This is a genomic window from Tetragenococcus halophilus, from assembly GCF_001712815.1.
GTDB lineage: Bacteria > Bacillota > Bacilli > Lactobacillales > Enterococcaceae > Tetragenococcus > Tetragenococcus halophilus.
Genome location: NZ_CP012047.1, coordinates 1,445,447 through 1,467,264 on the forward strand (window position 1 = coordinate 1,445,447; position 21,818 = coordinate 1,467,264).

General features: G+C 36.0%; 20 protein-coding genes. 3 read left to right on the forward strand and 17 right to left on the reverse strand.

Annotated elements, in window-relative coordinates; genetic code table 11:
• Positions 1-245 precede the first annotated feature (245 nt).
• From AC806_RS06750 to AC806_RS06795, 10 genes are all read right to left on the reverse strand, one after another.
• Complete coding sequence (locus AC806_RS06750) at positions 246-875, reverse strand: YtxH domain-containing protein (protein ID WP_069029028.1); 630 nt, start codon at positions 873-875, stop codon at positions 246-248.
• A 14-nt stretch (positions 876-889) separates the two neighbouring features.
• Positions 890-1,315: a DUF948 domain-containing protein gene (locus AC806_RS06755; RefSeq protein ID WP_061839937.1), complete on the reverse strand. Its 426-nt coding sequence runs from the start codon at positions 1,313-1,315 to the stop codon at positions 890-892.
• Positions 1,316-1,426: 111 nt separating this feature from the next.
• Positions 1,427-2,221 (reverse strand): YhfC family intramembrane metalloprotease, encoded by a 795-nt coding sequence (locus AC806_RS06760; protein WP_083207573.1) that lies wholly within the window; start codon positions 2,219-2,221, stop codon positions 1,427-1,429.
• A gap of 44 nt (positions 2,222-2,265) precedes the next feature.
• The gene (gene galU / locus AC806_RS06765) at positions 2,266-3,192 is read right to left on the reverse strand and encodes a UTP--glucose-1-phosphate uridylyltransferase GalU (RefSeq protein WP_061839935.1); all 927 of its coding nucleotides are present in this window, start codon (positions 3,190-3,192) and stop codon (positions 2,266-2,268) included.
• Between the two features lie 27 nt (positions 3,193-3,219).
• Entirely contained in the window at positions 3,220-4,233 is a 1,014-nt protein-coding gene (locus AC806_RS06770) for an NAD(P)H-dependent glycerol-3-phosphate dehydrogenase (protein WP_061839934.1), read from the reverse strand.
• 72 nt (positions 4,234-4,305) lie between these two features.
• The gene (gene lgt / locus AC806_RS06775) at positions 4,306-5,139 is read right to left on the reverse strand and encodes a prolipoprotein diacylglyceryl transferase (RefSeq protein ID WP_061839933.1); all 834 of its coding nucleotides are present in this window, start codon (positions 5,137-5,139) and stop codon (positions 4,306-4,308) included.
• 15 nt (positions 5,140-5,154) lie between these two features.
• On the reverse strand, positions 5,155-6,090 hold the full coding sequence (gene hprK / locus AC806_RS06780) for an HPr(Ser) kinase/phosphatase (protein ID WP_014125093.1): 936 nt from the start codon (positions 6,088-6,090) through the stop codon (positions 5,155-5,157).
• Positions 6,091-6,258: 168 nt separating this feature from the next.
• Complete coding sequence (locus tag AC806_RS06785; protein WP_257784579.1) at positions 6,259-6,831, reverse strand: histidine phosphatase family protein; 573 nt, start codon at positions 6,829-6,831, stop codon at positions 6,259-6,261.
• A 44-nt stretch (positions 6,832-6,875) separates the two neighbouring features.
• Complete coding sequence (locus AC806_RS06790; RefSeq protein ID WP_014125095.1) at positions 6,876-8,018, reverse strand: RNA-guided endonuclease TnpB family protein; 1,143 nt, start codon at positions 8,016-8,018, stop codon at positions 6,876-6,878.
• Between the two features lie 336 nt (positions 8,019-8,354).
• The gene (locus AC806_RS06795) at positions 8,355-12,596 is read right to left on the reverse strand and encodes a 2-hydroxyacyl-CoA dehydratase (RefSeq protein WP_069029029.1); all 4,242 of its coding nucleotides are present in this window, start codon (positions 12,594-12,596) and stop codon (positions 8,355-8,357) included.
• A gap of 172 nt (positions 12,597-12,768) precedes the next feature.
• On the opposite strand from AC806_RS06795, the gene AC806_RS06800 reads away from it, so the two are divergent.
• The 3 genes from AC806_RS06800 to AC806_RS06810 all read left to right on the forward strand — a co-directional run bounded on the left by AC806_RS06800 (position 12,769) and on the right by AC806_RS06810 (position 15,914).
• Positions 12,769-13,377, forward strand: coding sequence for a TetR/AcrR family transcriptional regulator (locus tag AC806_RS06800; RefSeq protein WP_061839930.1), 609 nt, complete (start codon positions 12,769-12,771; stop codon positions 13,375-13,377).
• 116 nt (positions 13,378-13,493) lie between these two features.
• Positions 13,494-14,192 carry a response regulator transcription factor gene (locus tag AC806_RS06805; protein ID WP_069029030.1) on the forward strand — a complete coding sequence of 233 codons (699 nt, stop codon included), beginning with the start codon at positions 13,494-13,496 and terminating at the stop codon, positions 14,190-14,192.
• 6 nt (positions 14,193-14,198) lie between these two features.
• On the forward strand, positions 14,199-15,914 hold the full coding sequence (locus AC806_RS06810; RefSeq protein ID WP_069029031.1) for a sensor histidine kinase: 1,716 nt from the start codon (positions 14,199-14,201) through the stop codon (positions 15,912-15,914).
• A 45-nt stretch (positions 15,915-15,959) separates the two neighbouring features.
• Here AC806_RS06810 and AC806_RS06815 read toward each other — a convergent pair whose 3' ends face one another.
• The 7 genes from AC806_RS06815 to pstB (AC806_RS06845) form a co-directional block, all read right to left on the reverse strand.
• Positions 15,960-16,856: a phosphate ABC transporter substrate-binding protein PstS family protein gene (locus AC806_RS06815; RefSeq protein ID WP_069029032.1), complete on the reverse strand. Its 897-nt coding sequence runs from the start codon at positions 16,854-16,856 to the stop codon at positions 15,960-15,962.
• 252 nt (positions 16,857-17,108) lie between these two features.
• A complete protein-coding gene (locus AC806_RS06820; RefSeq protein ID WP_069029033.1) occupies positions 17,109-17,468 on the reverse strand; it encodes a phage holin family protein in 360 nt (119 codons plus the stop codon).
• Positions 17,468-17,752, reverse strand: coding sequence for a PspC domain-containing protein (locus AC806_RS06825; RefSeq protein ID WP_014125102.1), 285 nt, complete (start codon positions 17,750-17,752; stop codon positions 17,468-17,470). The genes AC806_RS06820 and AC806_RS06825 overlap by 1 nt, the downstream gene beginning before the upstream one ends.
• A 45-nt stretch (positions 17,753-17,797) precedes the next feature.
• Positions 17,798-19,336, reverse strand: coding sequence for a daptomycin-sensing surface protein LiaX (gene liaX, locus AC806_RS06830; protein WP_069029034.1), 1,539 nt, complete (start codon positions 19,334-19,336; stop codon positions 17,798-17,800).
• A 135-nt stretch (positions 19,337-19,471) separates the two neighbouring features.
• Positions 19,472-20,152, reverse strand: coding sequence for a phosphate signaling complex protein PhoU (phoU, locus tag AC806_RS06835; RefSeq protein ID WP_069029035.1), 681 nt, complete (start codon positions 20,150-20,152; stop codon positions 19,472-19,474).
• A 37-nt stretch (positions 20,153-20,189) separates the two neighbouring features.
• Positions 20,190-20,948 carry a phosphate ABC transporter ATP-binding protein PstB gene (gene pstB, locus AC806_RS06840; protein ID WP_069029036.1) on the reverse strand — a complete coding sequence of 253 codons (759 nt, stop codon included), beginning with the start codon at positions 20,946-20,948 and terminating at the stop codon, positions 20,190-20,192.
• 23 nt (positions 20,949-20,971) lie between these two features.
• Positions 20,972-21,775 (reverse strand): phosphate ABC transporter ATP-binding protein PstB, encoded by an 804-nt coding sequence (gene pstB / locus AC806_RS06845; RefSeq protein WP_069029037.1) that lies wholly within the window; start codon positions 21,773-21,775, stop codon positions 20,972-20,974.
• Between the last annotated feature and the right edge of the window lie 43 nt (positions 21,776-21,818).

Consider the following 21,818-nt stretch of genomic DNA (forward strand, 5'->3'; position numbering starts at 1 on the left):
CAAGAATTTATCCATTGATGGAACATTTAAAAAGATGCCACTAATCACTCACAGTTTTAAAAAACAATGTCCTACCCTTCTTCAAGGTAAAGTTGTGTTTGAAAAACTTATTTGCTGACTCTTCTTTCTAGACTTAGGTCTAAACATTTCGCTTTGGGTCCTTACTTTCGGACTCAGACTTTTGTCCAAAGAAAAAACCGAACAAAGTAATATAACACTACTTTGCTCGGTTTAATTGTTTCTCACTATTCTTCGCCTGGATTATTTTTTTCAACATGATCTTTTAAATCTTCTACTGAATCGTCAAAGTATTCTTTGATATCTTCGTGTTCATCAGCCATGTTTGCTTTTGTCTCTGCAGTAACATCATCTGCTTGATCTTTGGCATCTTGTGCGATCGAGCTTCCTTGGTCGGCAGCTTCAGAAACTGTATCTTGTACCGCGTCTGAAGTGTCTTTTACATCAATGATAATATCTTCAGCCGTATCTTGTACTTCATCAGAAACATCTGACGCTGTCGCTTTAGCATCTTCTGCGATGTCACTAGCTAAATCACTATAGTCTTCTGCAGCATCTGACATTGTATCTTTAACATCTTCAGCTGTATCTTTAGTTTTGCTTTTCATTGAGTCAGCAAGATCACTTGCTTGTTTGCTAAGATCATCAGCCTTCTCTTTAGCTAAATCTGTTAAATCACTGCCCTTGTCTTTTGCAATATCAGTATAATCTGAAGCAGCATCTAGTGCATGGTCCACTTGTTTCGCCAATTTATCGCGTAGTTCTTTCCCAGATTCTGGCGCCAGTAGCAAAGCTGTTACTGCAGCTGCTGTACCACCAATCATAGCGCCTAATATAAATCCATCTTTTTTTCCCATAAGGATCCCTCCAATTATTCTTCTTTATTACGTTGTTTAAAAAACTTCATTGCAGTTTGTCCTACTTTTCCAGCAACTGTCGCTTGTGCTGTTGTTTTTCCTAAATCACCAATTCTTGAGACAAGATTTTTTCCAGAAGCATTCAGCTCTGAAATACTGCTACTTAAATCAGCAATCGCAGTAAATAATGGATCGATCGTAGCAACTTTTTTATTTACATCTGAAAATAGTTCGTTGCTTTTTGTAAGTAGCCCTTCCACTTCTCGTGAAAGTAAATCTACATCTTTTGTTACTACTTCTATTGTATTGTTCGCTTCTGTTACTGTTTTTTCAACGGAAGCTACCGTCTTTTCCACTTTCAGCAATAATTTTACCAGAAAGATAACTAGCACTGCAAATGCAATAGCGGCAATTAAACCAGCAATACCTCCAGCAGTCATACCAAAACCCCTTTCGTATTCTTTAATATATATAAGCATATCATTTTCAAAATTTTAAAACAAATAATAATCGTTCTAAATGCTGATTTTTTATCATAATATAAGCTAAATTTAAGGCAACCTTTTTTTTAATGGATAAAGTTCATTGTTTTTTAATATACGCATAGTAAAAAAGATCAATCCTGCAGTCATTAGATATAATGAACCATATAAAACAACATAGTTACTTAAAAAGCCTACTTGCACCATGGCGCCGGGTAAATCAATGAGTGCGTGGATTGTAATACTTAATGGAAAAAGCCAAAGCTGTTTTGTCTTATTCACTGCAACCCACACCAGTACCGACAGACAGATTTGTACTAATAATACTGGAAAACGTTCGATTACAACATAAAATATCTCCCCAGCAGAAGTATTTTGTAAAGCTTGTATAATACTTGGTGATAATTCTTGGGCGAGTTGACCATTGGGGTTACGTAGTAAAATACTGATAACCAAATTTCCAAGTAAAGATCCGCCACCAATAATCAGCATTTCAATACCCCCATGTCCTAGCCCATAGGCCAGACTAGTGCCAAAATTTGCATAACCTTGTTTTAAAAGCTTAAAAGCGATAAACCTTGCTAGCTCTTCAAAAATTCCTGCAGCAAATATCCCATAAAGGATATAAAACAAAGGATGAGTATTCATTAAAGTAATTTGTCCTTGGGCATTTGGTTGTAAAACGATGCTATGCAAACCTTGTTCTAATACCAAAGAAAAAATAATAAAAAAAGCAATTCCTACAAGCAGCGGTATAACTTGTATACTGACTTTTCGTCTTAAAAGAAAAAAGGCGGCTAAAAATAAGGCAATTAAGATAAAAAGCGCCAATGCGTTTACAATAATTATACTATCGGGTACCATTTTTAACCTCCATTTTAGAAAAATAAGAATAGCAAAAGCTATCCTTATTTTTCTTTTGTATCTGTTTTTCTAGTTTTTGTTTCAGTCAATTGCCTTTTTTTACTTAATTCATTCCCCAGTTTGATAATATAATCCGTCAAATCATCTTTGATTTGAGGATGAGCAAGCCCATACTCAATACTTGTTTGCATAAAACCGAATTTATCACCTACATCAAATCGTTTACCTCTAAATTCACGAGCAAACACACGCTGCGTTTTATTTAAAATATCAATAGCATCCGTCAATTGAATCTCATCACCGGCACCTGGCGCTAAATTTTCCAAAATGGAAAAAATCTCTGGTGTAAGTAGATAGCGGCCAATAATCGCCAAATCACTCGGTGCCACTTCCGGTTCAGGTTTTTCCACAAAGCTGTTTACATTATATAAGCCATCTTCTACTTGAGCATCTGGATTGATAATCCCATATTTAGATGTATCCTCATGAGGAACTTTCATTACAGCAATTGTAGAAGCATGTGTTTTTTCATAGTCTTCCATCAATTGCTTACTTAGTGGTACTCTTCCTTGCATTAGGTCATCGCCTAGCATCACAACAAATGGTTCGTTGCCCACAAAAGCTTTTGCCTGTAAAACAGCATGACCCAACCCTCTTGGATGAGATTGACGAATAAAATGGAGGTTAACATCCGTCGTTTCTTCAACTAATTGTAATAAATCTGTTTTATTTTTTTCTTTTAAACTCATTTCCAACTCTAAATTAGCGTCAAAATGGTCTTCGATAGGTCGTTTAGCTTTACCCGTAACGATTAAAATATCTTCAATCCCTGAATTCAATGCTTCTTCCACAATAAATTGTATGGTTGGTTTATCAACGATAGGAAGCATCTCTTTAGCCATTGCCTTAGTCGCTGGCAAAAAGCGGGTACCTAAACCTGCTGCTGGGATCACTGCTTTTCTTACTTTCATGAAAGAAGTCTCCTTTTATCTTATTTCTTAAGAAAATTCATTTTCTACTTTACCATCACGCATCATAATTTCTTTGGCTGCTTGATCGATGTCTTTATCTTCATAAAGGACCCGATAAATCGTTTCAGTTATCGGCATTTCAACTTCTAATTTTTGCGCTAGTTCCATCGCTGCTTTTGTGGTAGAAACACCTTCTACAATCATGCCCATATTATCTAAAATATCTTGTAGCTTTTGTCCTTTTCCTAACATATTACCCGCGCGCCAGTTTCTTGAATGCACGCTTGTACAAGTAACAATCAGATCACCTACACCACTTAAACCGCTAAATGTTAGAGCTTCAGCCCCCATAGCCACACCTAAACGACTAATTTCGGCTAAGCCTCTTGTCATAATAGCCGCTTTTGCATTATCGCCAAAACCAAGACCTGCAATTGCACCTGAGCCAATAGCGATAATATTTTTTAAAGCAGCGCCCGTTTCAACACCGACAACATCATTATTGGTGTAAATACGTAAATAATGATTCATAAAAGTTTGTTGCACATATTTCGCCGCCTCATCGTCCGGACTTGCAGCAGTAATCGTGGTAATATCGTGAACAGCCACCTCTTCTGCATGACTGGGTCCGGATAATACAATCATTCCCTTTCTTTTTTCGGCAGGGATCTCTTCATTGATCACTTCAGAAATACGTTTATGACTTCCTTGTTCCAAACCTTTTGAAGCATGAATGATATAAGGATTATTTTCAACGAGTGTAGCTAATTGTTTAGCTACACTACGAATCGCTTTAGTAGGGACCACTAAAAGAATCGCATCCGCATCTTTTACTGCTATTTTTAAATCTTTTTGCCCTTTAACACTTTCTGGTATTTTTAAATCCGGTAAGTAGTGCCGGTTGGTATGATAAGTATTAATTTCGTCAATTTGAGCGGGATTATCTCCCCACAGATTCACCTCATGCCCATTTTCTGCTAGCACTTGTGCTAAAGCTGTTCCCCAAGATCCAGGGCCTAACACGGTAATTTTTTGTTTCAACGATGAAACCTCCTTTTATTTTCTTGCAGCTAACTGTTTTAGATTTTACCATAATTTATTTTTTAAAGCTTACTAAATAATATATTGATTTTTGCCTTCTGTTCGATCATAATCTTTTAATTGTTTCTTTTTCCTACGACGCCATACTAAAAGGAAGCAACTTCCTAAAAATAAGACGAGAGAAAGAAGTTGTGAGACACGAATAGAACCAAATAAATAGAGACTATCCGTACGCAATCCTTCGATGAAAAAGCGGCCAAAACTGTACCATATGACATAACTTAAAGCAACTTCCCCTTCTTTGAATAAGCCTTTTTTCTTACGTAATATGACTAATACTATAAAGCCCAAAACGCCCCACACAGACTCATATAAAAAGGTTGGCTGCCGATAAGCTCCTTCAATATACACATTATTAATAATAAAATCGGGAAGGTGTAGACCTTCTAAAAAGCTTCTTGTAGTGACTGGACCATAAGCTTCTTGATTCATAAAATTTCCCCAACGTCCGATAGCTTGCGCTAATAATACACTAGGTGCTGCAATGTCCAAAAAGGTCCAAGTGGGTATGAAGTTTCTTTGACAAAAGAAAAGCAGCCACAATCCTCCTGCAATTAATCCACCATATATCGCCAAACCCCCGGAACGAAGATTAAATATTTGAATAGGGTCATTCAAATAAGGACCGATATTAAATAAAACGTAATAAAGACGCGCACCGATAAAAGCAATCGGTATCCCCGCTAACATAAAATCGGTCACATCTTCTTCCCTTAGCCCGGCTCGCACAGCTTCTCTAGAACTTAACCACATAGCGATAACAAGGCCCGAAATAATAATGATCGCATACCAATAAATATCGACCCCGAAAATTTCAAATGCCGTTCGGCTGACTACTCCTGTCATTAACCTGCCTCTTTTCTATAAATCAGAATTTTCTTCAATCAAACGTGTCAATCGATCTTCAAAAGATTTTGTTGCATCATATCCCATCGTTTTTGCGCGGAAATTCATCGCGGCAACTTCAATAATAATCGAAAGGTTCCGTCCTGTTTTTACTGGTATTTTCACTTGCGGGATAGAGACATTGTTGAGCTCTACTGTTTCATCAGAAGAACCTAAACGATCGTATTTTTTGTCTTTTTCCCAACTTTCTAAATAAACGGCTAATTGAATTTGCATCTGTCCACGAACGGCACTTGCGCCAAATAAATGCATCACATCAATAATGCCGATCCCTCTAATTTCAATCAAATGTTCAAGAATTTGTGGCGGTTCTCCCATTAAAGTTAATTCATCTTGCTTATAAATATCTACTCGATCATCTGCAATTAAGCGATGTCCTCTTTTGATCAATTCAAGCGCTGTTTCACTTTTTCCTATACCACTGTCTCCTTGCAACAAGACACCCAAGCCATAAACGTCAACTAACACCCCGTGTACATTCTCTCTAACCGCTAAACGAGCATCTAAATAACTTGAAATTTGCCCTGACAAGCGTGAAGTAGTAATTTTAGAACGTAAAATAGGTAATTGATTTTCCGTACAAGTAGTAAGCATCTCTTCAGGTACTTCTAAACCTCTTGAAATAATAAAAGCTGGTGTGTCCTCTGCACATAAACGTCGCATAATGATCAAGCGTTCTTCAGGCATCATACGTCGTGAAAAAGTAATTTCTTTGCTACCAAAAAGTTGCAGGCGATCATGAGAATAATAATTAAAATACCCTGTTAGTTCAAGTCCAGGGCGAGAAACATCACCAGTAATAATTTCGCGCGACAAAGCTTGTTCATCGCCACTGACAACTTCTAAATCCAAAGCTTGAGCTAAATCGCCTACTTTGATGGTTTCTACCATTTAGTTCCCTCTTTTCTAACCTTATTTTCTTTTCTATTCTATCATTGAAAACAAAAAGATACTAGAAAAGAAAAAATTTCTAGTATCTTACTGTTGATTTATTAGACGAATGAAAGATTTTTACTTACTAACAAAACTTCCCCTACTTGATTAATCGTCACTAAGCATTTATTCTTCGCCTTCTTCTAGATAAGAAGTATCTCCAATACTTTCTACTTCCATATCTCCGTTTTGGTAATGAATTTTAGTCACACTGGCATTTTCTAAAGAATCACCCTCATATTTATCAGTCATATCCGCTAACATCACATTGATAGACATGCCGTGGCTTACGACTAAAACATTACCACCGCCTTCTTCATTTTGCTTTGCAGCAATTTTTTCAATAGCATCTGTCATTCGCTCTTGGACTTTATCGGCACCTTCAGCATAACCGGATTGATCTGCATAATAGTGAGCGTTAGCTAACCAAGACCACTCGTCTTCATCTGTCTTTCGTTTATCGTCTTCGTATTCATCATAAGAGTCATAACCTGCTTCTTTTGCTTGCTCTTCATCAATAGTGTCTAATGATTCCCCTTCAAATTGCCCAGAGCCAGCTTCACGTAGGCCCTTCATTTCATGGACTGCTTCATTGTCTTGCCCTAAACCGTCTAAAACAGCTTCAGCTGTATCTATTGAACGTTTCATATCACTGGAATGAACTACATCGTTACTAAAGCAACGAGTTTCTAGGAACACCTATGACTTGATTTGTTTATTTCAAAACAAAACAGCGGTCTAAGCTATTTGACTAAGGCTTGTTCCAAGCCAATATTTCTTATATTTTGCGCTGCGTTAATATCTCTATCATGATTTGTATGACAGGATGGACAAGTCCAATGTCGAATAGCCAAGGCCTTCTTGCCACTATCATAGCCACAGTTTGAACAATATTGCGACGTTTTATACGGATTCACACAGCGAAGTTGTTTACCGTATATCCTACATTTATATGTTAATATCGTTTTAAAGAGGTGCCATGACTGCGACGCAATACTTCGTGCCAACTTATGATTCTTTAACATGTTTGATGTTTTCAAATCTTCAATCACGATGTCATCATAGTTTTCAACTAAATCTGTTGTGATTTTATGGATATCATTCTTACGTGTGTTAGTGATTTTTTCATGGATTCGTGCCACATGTTGGCGTGATTTTTGATAGTTTTTGGCATCTTTTAAGTCAATGCCTGCAGCTTTGGCTTTCAATCGTCGTCTCGCCATGCGTTTTTCCCAATAATGAAGTTGACGTTGATATTTTAAGTGTAATTTTTGCGAAGGGTATTTGTGTCCGTCAGACGTAATCGCAAAATCTGAGACACCTAAGTCAATGCCTACGCTTTTCCCTGTTTTAGTTAGTGCTTGATTTTCGCTCGTAACCAAAACAGAAATAGTGTATTTCCCGCTAGGTCGTTGTTTCACCGTCACAGATTGGATCCGTTCATTTTCAATATGCTGCACACTGGGTTTACACTTCACCCAACCTAATTTAGGCAATTTGATATATCTCTGATTGTAATTCAATCGAATATTCTGCCCTCGAATCGTGCTTAAATAAGACTGTTGATGTTGCTTTCTTGATTTGAATTTAGGATAACGACAAAATCCTTTAAAGAAACGTTCGAAGGTTTCAGATAAGGTTTTGACTGAACATTGAATCGCTACACTATCAACGTCTTTAAGCCAAGTGTGTTCACGTTTTAACTGAGGAATCAGTGAGGATAATGTGCAATAAGAAAGCATTTTTAAGGCTTTATTATTTTGATAACGTTCGTTTAACATCCCTAACATTTGATTCCAAATAAATCTTGTATGGCCAAAAGTCATTTGTATGATATCAGCTTGTTGTTGATTGGGATAAATCTTACATTCAATTCCTTTATACATCTACGTTCACCTCCTTCATCTTATATTAATAATAACATATATTATTAAAGCGTTCACATATATTAGTAATATAAGCCGTTAAGAAGCTTACACATATTAGTAAAAACAAGAAAGAATGTCTATGATTTTCATTTTCACTTAGTATGAATAACGAAATATCGAGCATCGATATTTGATAATGAAACAAATATGCCAAGATGTAACGACGAATCAAGATATTACAATTCAAGAAGTAGAAATGAACTTACTTGAAAAAAGATACAAAGTCAACATTGCTGGGTATAAAAAAACTTCAAACTGTAGAGATTTTTCTCCACAATTTGAAGGTTTTTGTTATCAAATAGATACTTTGGAAGTTAAATTTTTATTGGCTGTAGCCAGCATTAAACGAATACGGTTTAATTGATTAACCATTGAAACGCCTGGATCATAATCGATGGCCGTAATATTGGCTTTTGGATATTGCTGACGTAACTCTTTAAAAACACTTTTACCGACCACATGGTTAGGTAAACAGCCAAATGGCTGCATACAGATAATATTGTTCACATCTGTTTTTAGTAATTCAATCATTTCGCCTGTCAAAAACCAACCTTCTCCGGTTTGATTACCAATTGATAAAATTTTGCTGGCACTTTCAGCAAGTTCTGCTATAGGCGTTAATCCTGTAAAACGATTGGAATGGCGTAAGGCTTTATCCATAGGCTTTTGGATTTTTTCAATTACTTTGATCGCAAATTCCGCCAGATATTTACTTTTCTTAGCCCCGCCTAAGTTTTCATATTTCCAAGTTTGATTATATAAGGAATAGTTCATAAATCCAACGATATCTGGAACAACCACTTCTGCCCCTTCTTTTTCCAATAGATGAACGATATCATTATTAGCCGTTTGCGAGTACTTCACTAAAATTTCACCCACAACACCTACCTTTGGTTTAATTTCATCTGTGATAGGAATCTTATCGAAGTCTGCAATAATAGCTTTCATATTGTGATTGAACTGTGCAAATGAACCGTTTCCTACATTTTTTTCGACTTTTTTCAGCCAAGTTTGATGCAGACGGTCAACAGCACCCTTTTCTAGTTCATAAGGTCTTGTACGATAAACGACTCGTTCAAATAAATCCCCATACATAAAAGCAACCGCTGCTCGTTTCATTAAAGGTAAACTTAATTTAAAACCAGGATTACTTTCTACACCTTGATTCCCCATGGAAACAGAAACAACAGGTACATAAGAAAAACCGGCATCTTTTAAAGCTTTTCTTAAAAGCGGAATATAATTTGTAGCTCGACACCCTCCACCTGTTTGTGACATCATTACACTGGTATGATTTAAGTCATATTTACCGCTTTTTAACGCCTCGATCAATTGACCAATGGAAATAATCGCTGGATAACAAGCATCGTTGTTTACATATTGTAAGCCTACGTCAATGGCTTTTCTGTCTTGTGCTGGCAGACAAATGACATGATAACCAGAAGCCTGCAGCGCGATATCTACCAAACCTTCTTGATGAATGGGACTTAACATCGGTAATAGCAAAGTATGACGTTTTTTCATCTCTTTTGTAAAAACAATTTTTTCGGGTTCTTCAAATCTTTTTTCTGCCACAAAATGATTTTTTTCGCGCTCATTAACAGCAGCTTTTAATGAACGTAAACGAATGCGGATCGCTCCTAAATTAGAACCTTCGTCAATTTTTAATACCGTATGAATTCTTCCATATTGCCTTAGAATTTCTTCTACTTGATCAGTGGTCACTGCATCCAATCCACATCCAAAGGAATTTAGTTGTACTAATTCTAAATTTTGTATTTTTGCGACTAAGCGAGCAGCTGCGTATAAACGTGAGTGATACACCCACTGATTAACCACTCGAAGATTTCCCACATCACTTAAATGGGAAATGCTATCTTCTGTCAGTACGTGAAAACCTTCTTGTGTAACTACCTCTGAAATCCCATGATTAACTTCCGGATCTAAATGATAAGGTCGTCCGGCTAAAACTACCCCACGCTCATTTTTTCGCATCAACATCTCCAGTGTTTCTTCACCTTTTTGCTGAATATCTTGTTTGAAATGATCTAATTCTTCATAACCATGTCGCAACGCTTGCGCAATTTCTTCTCTTGGGATCTTCAGATCGTGAAATGTAGCAGTTAACGTTTCAACCATAGCTCTTTCGTTGGCTAAATTTAAATAAGGATGATGGTAAACCACTTTGCCTGCTCGAATGTCATCGACATTATTTTTGATAACATCAGGGTAACTCTGAACAATCGGACAGTTAAAATGATTATCCGCTTTTTGATCTTCCGCTCGTTCAAAAATGACTCCTGGATAAAAAATTCGTGGAATTCCTTTATCGATCAATTTTTGAATATGACCATGAGCCATTTTTGCGGGATAACAAACCGTATCACTTGGAATTGTCTCGATCCCTTTTTCAAACAACTCTTTATTGGAAGGAGGAGATAGTTTTACTCTAAACCTCAAATCAGTAAAAAATGTATGCCATAATGGATAATTTTCATACATATTCAAAACACGAGGAATGCCTATTTCTCCTCGGAAAGCTTCTTTTTTTCTTAGCGGACGATATTTGAACAGACGTTTATATTTATCATTGACCAAGTTTACTTTGCGATCTTCTTTTTTTATTTTTATTCTTGCACCACGTTCACAACGGTTGCCAGTAATAAATTGCCTGCCATCAGAAAATAAGGTAACAGTCAGCATACAGTTATTTTCACACAAACCACAAGGAGTAAATTCTTTTTCAGCATGAAAATTTTGCAATTCATCTAAAGAAAGCAGGCTACTTTTTGTGCCTTTTTGATAATCATCCGCCGCGATTAAAGCGGCACCATAGGCTCCCATTAAACCCGCAACTGAGGGGCAAACTACCTGGCGGCCTGTCACTAGTTCAAATGCGCGTAAAATCGCTTGATTATAAAACGTGCCCCCCTGGCAAACAATTTTTTCACCTAACGCTTCTGGCCGACGTGCTTTGATAACCTTGTATATAGCGTTTTTTATCACGGAATAGGATAAACCAGCGGAAATATCAGCAACGGTAGCGCCTTCTTTTTGTACTTGTTTTACTTTTGAATTCATAAATACTGTACATCTTGAGCCTAAATCAACCGGCGCCTTTGCGCTTAGGGCTTTTTTCGCAAAATCTTCAACGCCATATTTTAAGGACTTAGCAAATGTTTCAATAAAAGACCCACAGCCTGAAGAACAAGCTTCATTTAGCTGAATAGAAGAAAGCGCGCCGTCTTTTATCGTCATCGCCTTCATATCTTGCCCACCGATATCCAAAATAAAATCAACACCTGGGTAAAAGAAATCAGCAGCTTTGTAGTGAGCCATTGTTTCCACTTCACCAATATCAATTTTTAAAGCATTTTTAATAAGCTTTTCCCCATAGCCTGTCACACATGCTTTAGCGATAAAAACATCTGCTGGCATATTTTGATAAAGCTTGGTTAACACATCGATGGTCTTTTGTAGTGGTTCGCCTTCGTTATTGCCATAAAAGGAGTATAAAATACTTCCTTTACCATCGATTAAAACAATTTTAGTGGTGGTCGAACCTGCATCAATGCCTAAAAAAGCATTCCCGCTAAATTCTGTTAAACTGGACTCCTTCACTGTTGCCTTTTGATGACGCTGCTGAAATTCACTTAACTCTTTTTCTGTGGCAAATAAAGGATGTAAAGTTTCTGTGGGAATCAATTGTTGTCCATTTCCGTTTATTAAACAATCCAGCAATTGATCAATCGACGTCATTTTGTTTGTTTCTGAATAAAATGCAGCGCCCATTGCTACATAAAGTTGCGGGTTTTGCGGAAAAATAACATCTTCTTCTGCGATTTCTAAGGTTTCAATAAAACGTTGACGTAGTTCCGACATAAAATAAAGAGGACCGCCTAAAAAAGCGATTTTTCCTCTGATTTTACGCCCCGAAGCTAAACCTGCGATTGTTTGATTGACCACCGCCTGAAAAATACTTGCAGCAATATCTTCTTTATCGGCACCGTCATTGAGTAAGGGTTGAATATCTGTTTTGGCAAAAACACCACAGCGAGAAGCAATCGGATAAATCTGTTGATATCCTTTAGCCAGCTCATTAACGCCATTAGCATCTGTTTCTAACAAAGAAGCCATCTGATCGATAAAAGCACCTGTTCCACCTGCACAACTGCCGTTCATACGTTGTTCTAAAGATCCCTCAAAAAAAGTGATTTTGGCATCTTCGCCCCCTAATTCAATCGCAACATCTGTTTTAGGAATCACTTCTTCAACAGTTTTTGTACAAGCGATAACTTCTTGGATAAAAGGAATCTTCATCACTTCTGCTAGAGACATTCCTCCAGAACCGGTAATTGACATTGTTAGCGCTTTTTCGCCAATAACTTCTTTGGCCTGTCTTAAAATCTTTTCGGTTGCTTTTTTTACATCTGAGTAATGACGTTCATACTTAGAAAAGATTGCATTTTGTTTTTGATCTATTATAACAAGCTTTATCGTCGTAGACCCTACATCAATCCCTGCTCGTAAAACCACTTGATTACCTTCCCTCTTATCAAACACTTTGTTGAATAACTAACAAGAAGTCTGATATAATCTTTGAGTATAGTTTAAAATGCTTTCTTTTTGTTTGCAACAAACAATCTTTTAGCATTTGTGATATAAACAACAAAGCCGAGGGATTCGTTGAATAAGTGAGGGATTTTTTATGAAAAGTAAGACCGATCTTCGCGTGATTCGCACTCGAAAAATGATTTTAGAGGCTTTTATGAAACTGGTTAGTGAAAAAGGCTACAATAATGTAACGATTCAAAATATCGCAGAAGAAGCGATGATTAACAGAGCAACTTTTTACGCTCACTTCAAAGATAAAGAAGATCTATATGAGTCAATTTTTGACCAATCTTTGAATGCGTTAACACCTCTTCTAGATCCTGCTCAAGTGCTGCAAGATAATAAAATACAACTTAAAAAAATTAAGCAAATCTTAACACAGCTGCACGATGTCATTTATGATAATCGAGATTTTTTTGCAATCCTTTTAAGCGGTAATTCATTAGAAACTTTCCGTAAGAAACTTGCAAGTATTACTTATGAAAAATATATTGATATTTTTGCTTGCTTACGTATTACTGAAAATGATGTCGAGATCCCTATCAGTTTTATTATTGAATTTATGTCTTCCATTTATATTAGTACGCTTCGTTGGTGGATACAAAATGATAACGCGATGACTTCAGAAGAACTAGCTAGCTTAGTGATTAAACTAATCGGTAACGGTCATTTGACGGTAATGGGAATTGAAGTTGAGAAATAATTTTTGCATGCACATTTAAAACATTTTTCAATAGTGCTTTGTCCTTCTTCATGCTAAAATAAGGTAAGCCATACTGCGGCTTATCATTACTATATATGCAAAAGTAGGAGTATATTATGAAAAAAATTTTAGTTGTGGATGATGAACCTTCTATTGTTACTCTATTGACTTTTAACCTAGAAAAAGCAGGATATCAAGTCACCAGTGCTGAAGATGGCAAGAAAGCTTATGAATTAGCAACGAATCAAACGTTCGATTTTATTATTTTAGATATCATGCTTCCTTTTATCGACGGTATCGATTTGACGCAAAAATTAAGACAAGAAAAAATTGATACCCCTATTTTAATTTTAACGGCAAAAGATGAATCAATTGATCGAATTTTAGGTCTAGAAATTGGCGCAGATGATTATTTAACCAAGCCTTTTAGCCCTAGAGAAGTTATAGCACGCATCAAAGCAATCTCTCGTCGACTAGAAGTACGACAAACAACAAGTAATGACGAAGGACCTTCCGAGATTTTACGAGCCGGAAATATTGTTTGTAACATGGATGATTATCGAGTAACGGTAAGTGAGGAAACCATCGAATTAACGCCCAAAGAATTTGAACTGCTTGTATACTTTATGAAAAGAAAGGGACGTGTCATTTCTCGTGATATTCTACTTGATCGTATTTGGCATTTTGATTTTGATGGACAAAATCGAATTGTTGATGTTCATATTGGTCATTTAAGAGAAAAAATCGAAGAAGATCCTAAGCATCCTAAGTATATTCAGACTGTTCGAGGTTTTGGCTATAAATTTCAGGAGTAAAATGCTATGACAAAAAATAAAGGTAAATATATTACATGGCTAATTGCTTTATTATTTCTATTTTTTGCTAGCTGGCAACTTATCAGTAATTTTTATGATCAACAAGTTTTAAGCCAACACGAAGATTTTTTACAACAGAAAACTTCTTCTTTTATTCGTTTAACCAAGAATGAAAATGAAAATTTTACTGAAACGGCTTTAGATTATGTAAAAGATTCAGATGAAAGAATTACTCAACTAACAAAAACGGGAGAAATTATTTTTGACACCTTTGATACTGAACTTTCTGGCAGTCGTTCTAGACGGCCTGAAGTAAAAGCTGTATTAGAAGGAAATGTTTCAGGACAATCGGTACGCAGGAGTTCAACATTAGAACAAGAAGTCTTATATATAGCTATTCCCGTAAAAGAAAACGGAGAAATCACGCAAATTATCCGTATGGCAGAGCCTACTAAAAATTTTTTGCCTGCAGCAAACCAAATGAAACAAGCTATTTTCTGGGTTAACTTTGTTTTTTGGCTCATACTAACCCTGATTATTCTAAGTATTTTACGTAGACAAAATCGTCCTGTAGAAACCATATTGCCTGTGATTAAACAGATGATTAAAGAACCTGAACAGCAAAAAAAGATTTTACAAAATTCTCCTGGCTGGCAAGAGCTTTACCAGAGTATTAATACTTTGAGTAAGCAAATGAGCGATACTTATTATGCTTTTACTACTTCTGAAAGACAATTTTATACCTTATTGAATGACTTGATTGTAGGTGTATTTATTATTGATGAAACAGGAAATGTTATATTTATTAATGAAACACTAGCGCAACAACTAAATATTAATGCCCAAAAAATCAATCAGCCCTTTACTGCTGTGATTACAGATCCGCAATTTATCCAAATAATTTATCAGACCCATGATGCAAAGCTGATAAACAAGAAAATACGGACGACGGATACAAAGTATTTATTGGATGTAACGATCCGGTTATTCCAAGATACTGGTTACATTTTTGGTATCTCCTACGATATGACTCGTATTTCTGAGTTAGAAAAACTTCAGAATGACTTTATTGGCAATGTTTCTCATGAGCTTAAAACACCAGTCACTTCTCTGATTGGTTTTACTGAAACCTTGCTTGACGGTGCAAAGGATGATCCTGAAGTGCTTAAATCATTTTTAGAAATTATGCAAAAAGATGCTTATCGCCTGCAAGATTTAGTCCAAGAAATCATAGAATCATCAAAAAGCACTGATACAAACGATGTCATCACCCCAATAAATCTAACAAATCTCCTTGAAAAGATTGTTGATGATTATCGTATAATCATTCAAGAAAAAAATATACAAGTGACAATCGATGGACCTAAAGATCTCACGTTCAATAGCAAAATTGAGTTATTTACAGCTATCTGTAAAAATTTAATTGAAAATGCAGTTCATTATACTTCATCTAAAGGTAAAATTAACATTCGTTTTTATAAAGAAGCTAACGAACTCATTCTTTTGGTGGAAGATACTGGCATTGGTATTAGTCAACAAGAACAAGAGCGTATCTTTGAACGGTTTTACCGCATAGATAAAGCACGTGCTCGTAATTCTGGCGGCAATGGTTTAGGATTAGCTATTGTAAAAGACTATAGTAAAATTTTGGGCGGTCAGGTAAAAATAGATAGTTATCCAGACCTAGGGTCCACATTTACCGTTCGCCTGCCCTTTTTATAACTTGCAAAAAACAAGCAGTATATTTGGCTGCTTGTTTTTTTACTTCTATTTTATTTCTGTTACTTCTCCTTGCGCGTCACGCTCTACTTGCATCTCTGTAATTGGTAGATAACCTAATTGTTTGACAGGACCATTTTGAATACCATCTGAAACCATGTAGTCAAGAAACTTTTCTACCTCTGGATCTGGTTTTCCTTGCGTATACATATGCTCATAAGACCAAATTTCCCAATTGTTCGTTTTTATAGCATCCTCTGTAGGTTTTACACCGTCAATAGCTAATTCCTGTAAGGAATCATCAAGATACGATAAAGCCAAGTAACTAATTGACCCTGGTGTTTCACCAACAATCTTTTTTACAGTTCCTGAAGAATCCTGTTCTTGTGCTTGAACCGTTTCAGCACCATCTAATGCCCATTTCTCAAATGTATCTCGCGTGCCACTTCCTGAAGCGCGATTGACTACTGAAATCTCCTGATCATTTCCCCCTACTTCTTTCCAATTTGTAATTTCTCCTGTAAAAATATCAATCAGTTCTTCTTTGGATAGTTCTTTCACTCCTGCATCTTTATTGACAACAGGCGCCATACCAACCACAGCCACTTTATGGTCTACTAATTTATCCGCATCAACACCTTCTTTTTCTTCAGCAAATACATCGGAATTACCAATTGTGACTGCGCCACTTTCTACTTGACTTAGTCCAGTACCACTTCCACCGCCTTGAACAGAAATATTGTAGCCAGGATTTTCCTGTACAAATTCTTCTTGCCCTGCATCTACTAATGGTTGTAAAGCAGTGGAACCAACAGCAACAATTTTATTTTGTCCCTGTGAAGAATCACCCGTTTGATTAGCACCAGCGCCATTTTCCGCATTTCCTCCAGCACAACCTGCTAATAAAATCCCAGCTACTAAGAACATACTGGTTAATTTTTTCATGAAAATTTATTCCCCTTTCTTCTATAAAAAATTAAGCTTAAGTTGTCATTCTTTCCTTTGACAACTTAAGCTTAACAAGCCAATGTAAATTACAGATAAATTTTATGTAAAGTTTTGGACAATCTATGTAAAGTTTGCATTAACTTCTTATAACGTCTAGAAAGCTTCTTTAGCAATCTTTCTCTAGTTTTTACTTCCACCATCATTCAAAAATAACCGCTTATTTGAAAATATCCAAATAAACGGCTATTTTTATTTTACATATTTACGCATATTATGATCGGTCACAATTAAATTGACCACCGACATAATCACTGCAACTAATAAAGAAGCACCAAATGATGAAAAACCGAAATTATCGGGTCCAACTAAACTTGATGTCATTTGCAGCATCACAGCATTAATCAAAAAACTGAAAAGCCCCATCGTTAAAATCGTTAGCGGAAGAGATAAGAGTGTCAAAATGGGTTTGATCAACAGATTTAAAATTGACAAAACAAAACTTGCTAGAAGTGCTGTCAAAAAACTCTGAACATGAACCATTTGCGGCAGCAATACCGATAAGCTGATAAAAGTCAGCATATTTACGATAAGTCGCTCAAAATAGCTCACTAAAAATCACTCCAGTCATCTTCATCCACTTTCTCTGCTTCTTTACGCTGTCTTTGTTGACTCCCAGAATTTTTATGATAATAGCCGCCGCGTTTTGAATGATCTCCCGGAATAATCAGGGCCATCACAATGTATAAGAACACGGGGGCACCAATTCCTGTTAACGTAATAAAAACATAAATAATACGGACAATCGTTGGATCGATAGTAAAATATTCCGCAATTCCTGCTAGTGTACCTGTCAGTACTACATTATTTCTTGACTTTGTTAACTTCTTTTTCACACCAGTCACCACCTTCAAATAAATATCCTTAACGCTATTTTACACTTATTTCCCGGAATCTTTCAAATAAATATTTCCAGTCGTCGTAGTTAAATCAACTTGTGCTGTAGGATCTTTTCTACGACGGAAATGGAGCAATTGATTTGTTCGTTCATCTTTTTGTCGTATGATTTCGTAATCGGATAAACGACTATTGATGGATCCTAGATTGGTTTTAGCTTTCGCTTCTAAACCTAATTGTGCTGGAAAAGCTACTTTGATATTTCCGTTAATTGAATTTGCATCCAAACGATTTACTTTATCTTCATTCAAGGTTAAACGAATATCACCATTTACAATAGAAACACCAATATTTTGCGGACTAGCATTCATTGTTACATTTCCATTGACGGTTTCAATGACCGAATCGATAATTTCGCCGTCGGCTACATTAATCGCGCCATGCACACCTTCAATTTCCAACATAGATGCGTTGATAGAAGCAATATCGATTTGACCATTCGTTGTTTTTAGATAAATATCTTTTACATCTAATTCATTAATATTGATCGCACCATTTAACGACTTGATTGAAACATGGTCATAAGTTCGTTTTGGTAAATTAAAGACTAGATCACAACGAATGCGTTTATTCGGTACTTGAAATGATAGACGTTCTCCATCTTCTACAATCTGACTACGTTGTTCAAATGCTTCTTCCGGAGTAGCAGCATCCATTTTTCCATATAATTTGATCTTAGCATCAATTCTAATATCATCTTCATCCCACATATTAAATGTCATACTTCCATTAGCAACCTTAATATCTAAAATACTTGCCTCAGATTGCGGAAATTCAAAAGTTTTTTCAAACTTCGTCGTAGAAACACCTGGTACATGAAGATTGATATCTTTCCATTCAACATTTTCGTTGACTGTTTCGGATACATTATCAAATGTTTTCTTTAGAAAATCTCCTAGCTGGTTACCAGCTTCAGCCATTTTCCCGCCGAATTGATTCCATGTTTCACCGGCTTGTTCTTTCCAATCATCCGGTATATCCATTTTTTCATTCCATTTTTCTTTCTTTTGCTGCCATTGATCTTTTCGGATCGTTTTTAATTTTTCTTCTAAATGACTACGCTCTTCATTTAGTTCATCTAAAGAAGCTTGCAGATCCTCAATTTCTTCTTTTAATTCTTCTCGTCTAGTTTGCTCTTGTTCGTCTAACTCATCTAGCTCTTCTTTTGTATCGATTTGCATCGATTCTTCTCTTTTTTCTGTCATTTCTTCTTTTACACCTTTGATTTCGGCGTTTACTTCATCTAATTCGGCAGACGCTTTATTGGCTCTAGTTGCTAGTTCATCTAACATTTCTTCTAGGCGTTTTTTATCCGCCGTGCTTTTGTCTTTAGTTGCTTGTTCAAATGAGGCATCAGCATCTGTCTGTTGTTCTGCTTGCTTTTGTGCATTTAATCTATCATCGTCTTTTTGAATTTGTGCTTCGTCTTTTTCCTTAGCCATTTCTTCTAACAGATCCAAGGCTTCTTCTGTGGAAAGTACACCTTTTTTCACTAAGTCCATAATTCGTTCTCTTTCAGTCATGGAAAATTGCCTCCTTCAAAAGTTTTTCCTTACAATATCATTATGCCTTTTTTTATCTGAATTATCATAGGTCTTAAGTACCAAATTTTTTATTTTATAAAAGGACGCCGATCCTTTAACAGAATCGACGCCTTTTTATGGTTCATCAATTTGACGATTTGAATTTAACTCCGTAATTTTTCCAGTCGCTAAATAAACAATCCATTCACAGATATTTGTCACATAATCACCTATACGTTCCAAATATTGCGCAACATTTAGATAATCAGTTCCGCTGACAACTGTCTCCGGTTGCTCTTGCATGGTTCTAATAGTACTAGCATAAATTTCATGATAATATTGGTTGATTTGCTTATCCATTTTGGCGATCATTTTAGCATCTTTTTGGTCCGTTTTAACATAAGCAATCAAAACATTGTCTACCATTTTTTTGATATAATCCGACATATCAGAAATGATTTTTTCAATTTCGGAAATACGTGTTGTTCCTTTAACGCGAATCGTGGATTTAGCAATAGAAACCGCGTGATCCCCCATTCGTTCTAAATCAGAGCTGGCTTTCATCACCGTAATAATGGTACGCAAATCAGTCGTAACAGGTTGTTGTAGCGCGATCATTTCAAAGCTTTTTTTCTCCAATTTTACTTCATGTTCATTCACATGCTCATCATTATCGATAACTTCTTTTGCCAAGTTTTTATCATGTGTGATATAAGAAGTAACGGATTTAGAGACAGCATCGCTAACCAGCATCCCCATCTCATAAAATTGATTATGCAAATTCAATAAATCTTCTTCAAACTGGGAACGTAACATAATGTTTTCACCCTTTCATTTTCTATTATATGAAATTTTAACCAAATCTACCAGAAATATAATCATCTGTTTGTTTTTCTTGTGGATCTAAAAAGATATTTCTTGTTTTATTAAATTCAATCAAATCACCATTTAAGAAAAAGGCAGTTTTATCTGAAATCCTAGAGGCCTGCGACATATTATGCGTAACAATGACCATCGTGTACTTTTCTTTTAACTCCAATAATGTATTTTCAATTTTACCGGAAGATACTGGATCTAAAGCACTTGTTGGTTCATCTAATAAAATAATATCAGGATCTACTGCCAAAACACGAGCAATACAAACACGCTGTTGTTGCCCCCCAGATAGGGCAAGGGCATTTTCATGTAATTTATCTTTCACATCATCCCAGACAGAAGCGGCTTTTAAACTTTCTTCAACAATCTGATCTAATTCGTCTTTTTCCTTTATCCCTTTTAATTTTAAACCATAGGTGATATTTTCATAGACAGAAAAAGGAAAAGGGTTGGGTTGTTGAAAAACCATACCAATTTCTTTTCTCAACTCCACCGTATCTGTTTTAGGACCAAAAATATCTTGTCCTTTATAAAGCACACTGCCAGTTGTTGTCACATTGGGAATTAAATCATTCATACGATTTAAACAACGTAAAAAGGTAGATTTTCCACAACCAGATGGACCGATTAAGGCAGTAATTTCACCTTTATTCAAAACAAGATTGATGCCCTTTAATGCCTCATTTTGTCCATAGTATAAATGGAGATTTTCTGTGGTTATAATTGTTTCTGCCATTTGTCTATATCCTTTCTTCTTAGCTAACCAAAATGTCCGGAAACGTAGTCTTCAGTCGCTTTTATTTTCGGTCGGGTAAAGACTTTTCGTGTCACATCATACTCTAAGACATTTCCCAAATAAAAGAAAGCCGTATAATCACTAATACGAGCAGCTTGTTGCATGTTATGCGTTACAATGATAATAGAATAATTTTCTTTCAGTTGAATGAGCGTTTCTTCCACTGTCCCGGTTGATATAGGATCTAGAGCACTTGCCGGCTCATCTAAAAGAAGCACATCGGGCTTCATAGCGATCGCTCTAGCGATACATAGTCGTTGTTGCTGGCCCCCAGACAATGCCAATGCGCTCTTGTGTAAGGAATCTTTGACTTGATCCCACAAAGCCGCCTGTTTTAAGCTAGTTTCAACAATTTCATCTAACTTTTTTTTATCCTTTTCGCCATGACGTTCAAGTGCGAAAGTAATATTTTCGTAAATAGATTTACTAAAAGGATTAGGTTGCTGAAAAACCATGCCGATTCGTTTGCGCATTTCAAAAACATCAACTTCTTTTGAATTCAAATCGACGTCTTTGTACATAATATTCCCCGTTATTTTTGTATTAGGAATCTCGTCGTTCATACGATTGAGTGAACGAAGATAAGTCGATTTTCCGCAACCAGATGGACCAATTAAAGCAGTGATTTTATTCTTCTCAAATGCAAGATCAATGCCTTTAATCGCTTCATTATTTCCATACCAGACATGTAAGTCTTCTGTATTCAAAATGACATCTTGATCTTTCATTTGAATAATGTTTCTATCTTGTAAATTATACTCTTCCATAATGATTTAAACTCCCTTAGTTAAAGGCTAATAAATAGTGGAC

What these genes read in the sequence shown, in the direction of transcription:
- AC806_RS06750 (WP_069029028.1), bottom strand. Translation starts at nt 875, where the DNA reads ATGGGAAAAAAAGATGGATTTATATTAGGCGCTATGATTGGTGGTACA.
- AC806_RS06755 (WP_061839937.1), bottom strand. Translation starts at nt 1,315, where the DNA reads ATGACTGCTGGAGGTATTGCTGGTTTAATTGCCGCTATTGCATTTGCA.
- AC806_RS06760 (WP_083207573.1), bottom strand. Translation starts at nt 2,221, where the DNA reads ATGGTACCCGATAGTATAATTATTGTAAACGCATTGGCGCTTTTTATC.
- galU (WP_061839935.1), bottom strand. Translation starts at nt 3,192, where the DNA reads ATGAAAGTAAGAAAAGCAGTGATCCCAGCAGCAGGTTTAGGTACCCGC.
- lgt (WP_061839933.1), bottom strand. Translation starts at nt 5,139, where the DNA reads ATGACAGGAGTAGTCAGCCGAACGGCATTTGAAATTTTCGGGGTCGAT.
- hprK (WP_014125093.1), bottom strand. Translation starts at nt 6,090, where the DNA reads ATGGTAGAAACCATCAAAGTAGGCGATTTAGCTCAAGCTTTGGATTTA.
- AC806_RS06790 (WP_014125095.1), bottom strand. Translation starts at nt 8,018, where the DNA reads ATGTATAAAGGAATTGAATGTAAGATTTATCCCAATCAACAACAAGCT.
- AC806_RS06800 (WP_061839930.1), top strand. Translation starts at nt 12,769, where the DNA reads ATGAAAAGTAAGACCGATCTTCGCGTGATTCGCACTCGAAAAATGATT.
- AC806_RS06805 (WP_069029030.1), top strand. Translation starts at nt 13,494, where the DNA reads ATGAAAAAAATTTTAGTTGTGGATGATGAACCTTCTATTGTTACTCTA.
- AC806_RS06810 (WP_069029031.1), top strand. Translation starts at nt 14,199, where the DNA reads ATGACAAAAAATAAAGGTAAATATATTACATGGCTAATTGCTTTATTA.
- AC806_RS06815 (WP_069029032.1), bottom strand. Translation starts at nt 16,856, where the DNA reads ATGAAAAAATTAACCAGTATGTTCTTAGTAGCTGGGATTTTATTAGCA.
- liaX (WP_069029034.1), bottom strand. Translation starts at nt 19,336, where the DNA reads ATGACTGAAAGAGAACGAATTATGGACTTAGTGAAAAAAGGTGTACTT.
- phoU (WP_069029035.1), bottom strand. Translation starts at nt 20,152, where the DNA reads ATGTTACGTTCCCAGTTTGAAGAAGATTTATTGAATTTGCATAATCAA.
- pstB (WP_069029036.1), bottom strand. Translation starts at nt 20,948, where the DNA reads ATGGCAGAAACAATTATAACCACAGAAAATCTCCATTTATACTATGGA.
- pstB (WP_069029037.1), bottom strand. Translation starts at nt 21,775, where the DNA reads ATGGAAGAGTATAATTTACAAGATAGAAACATTATTCAAATGAAAGAT.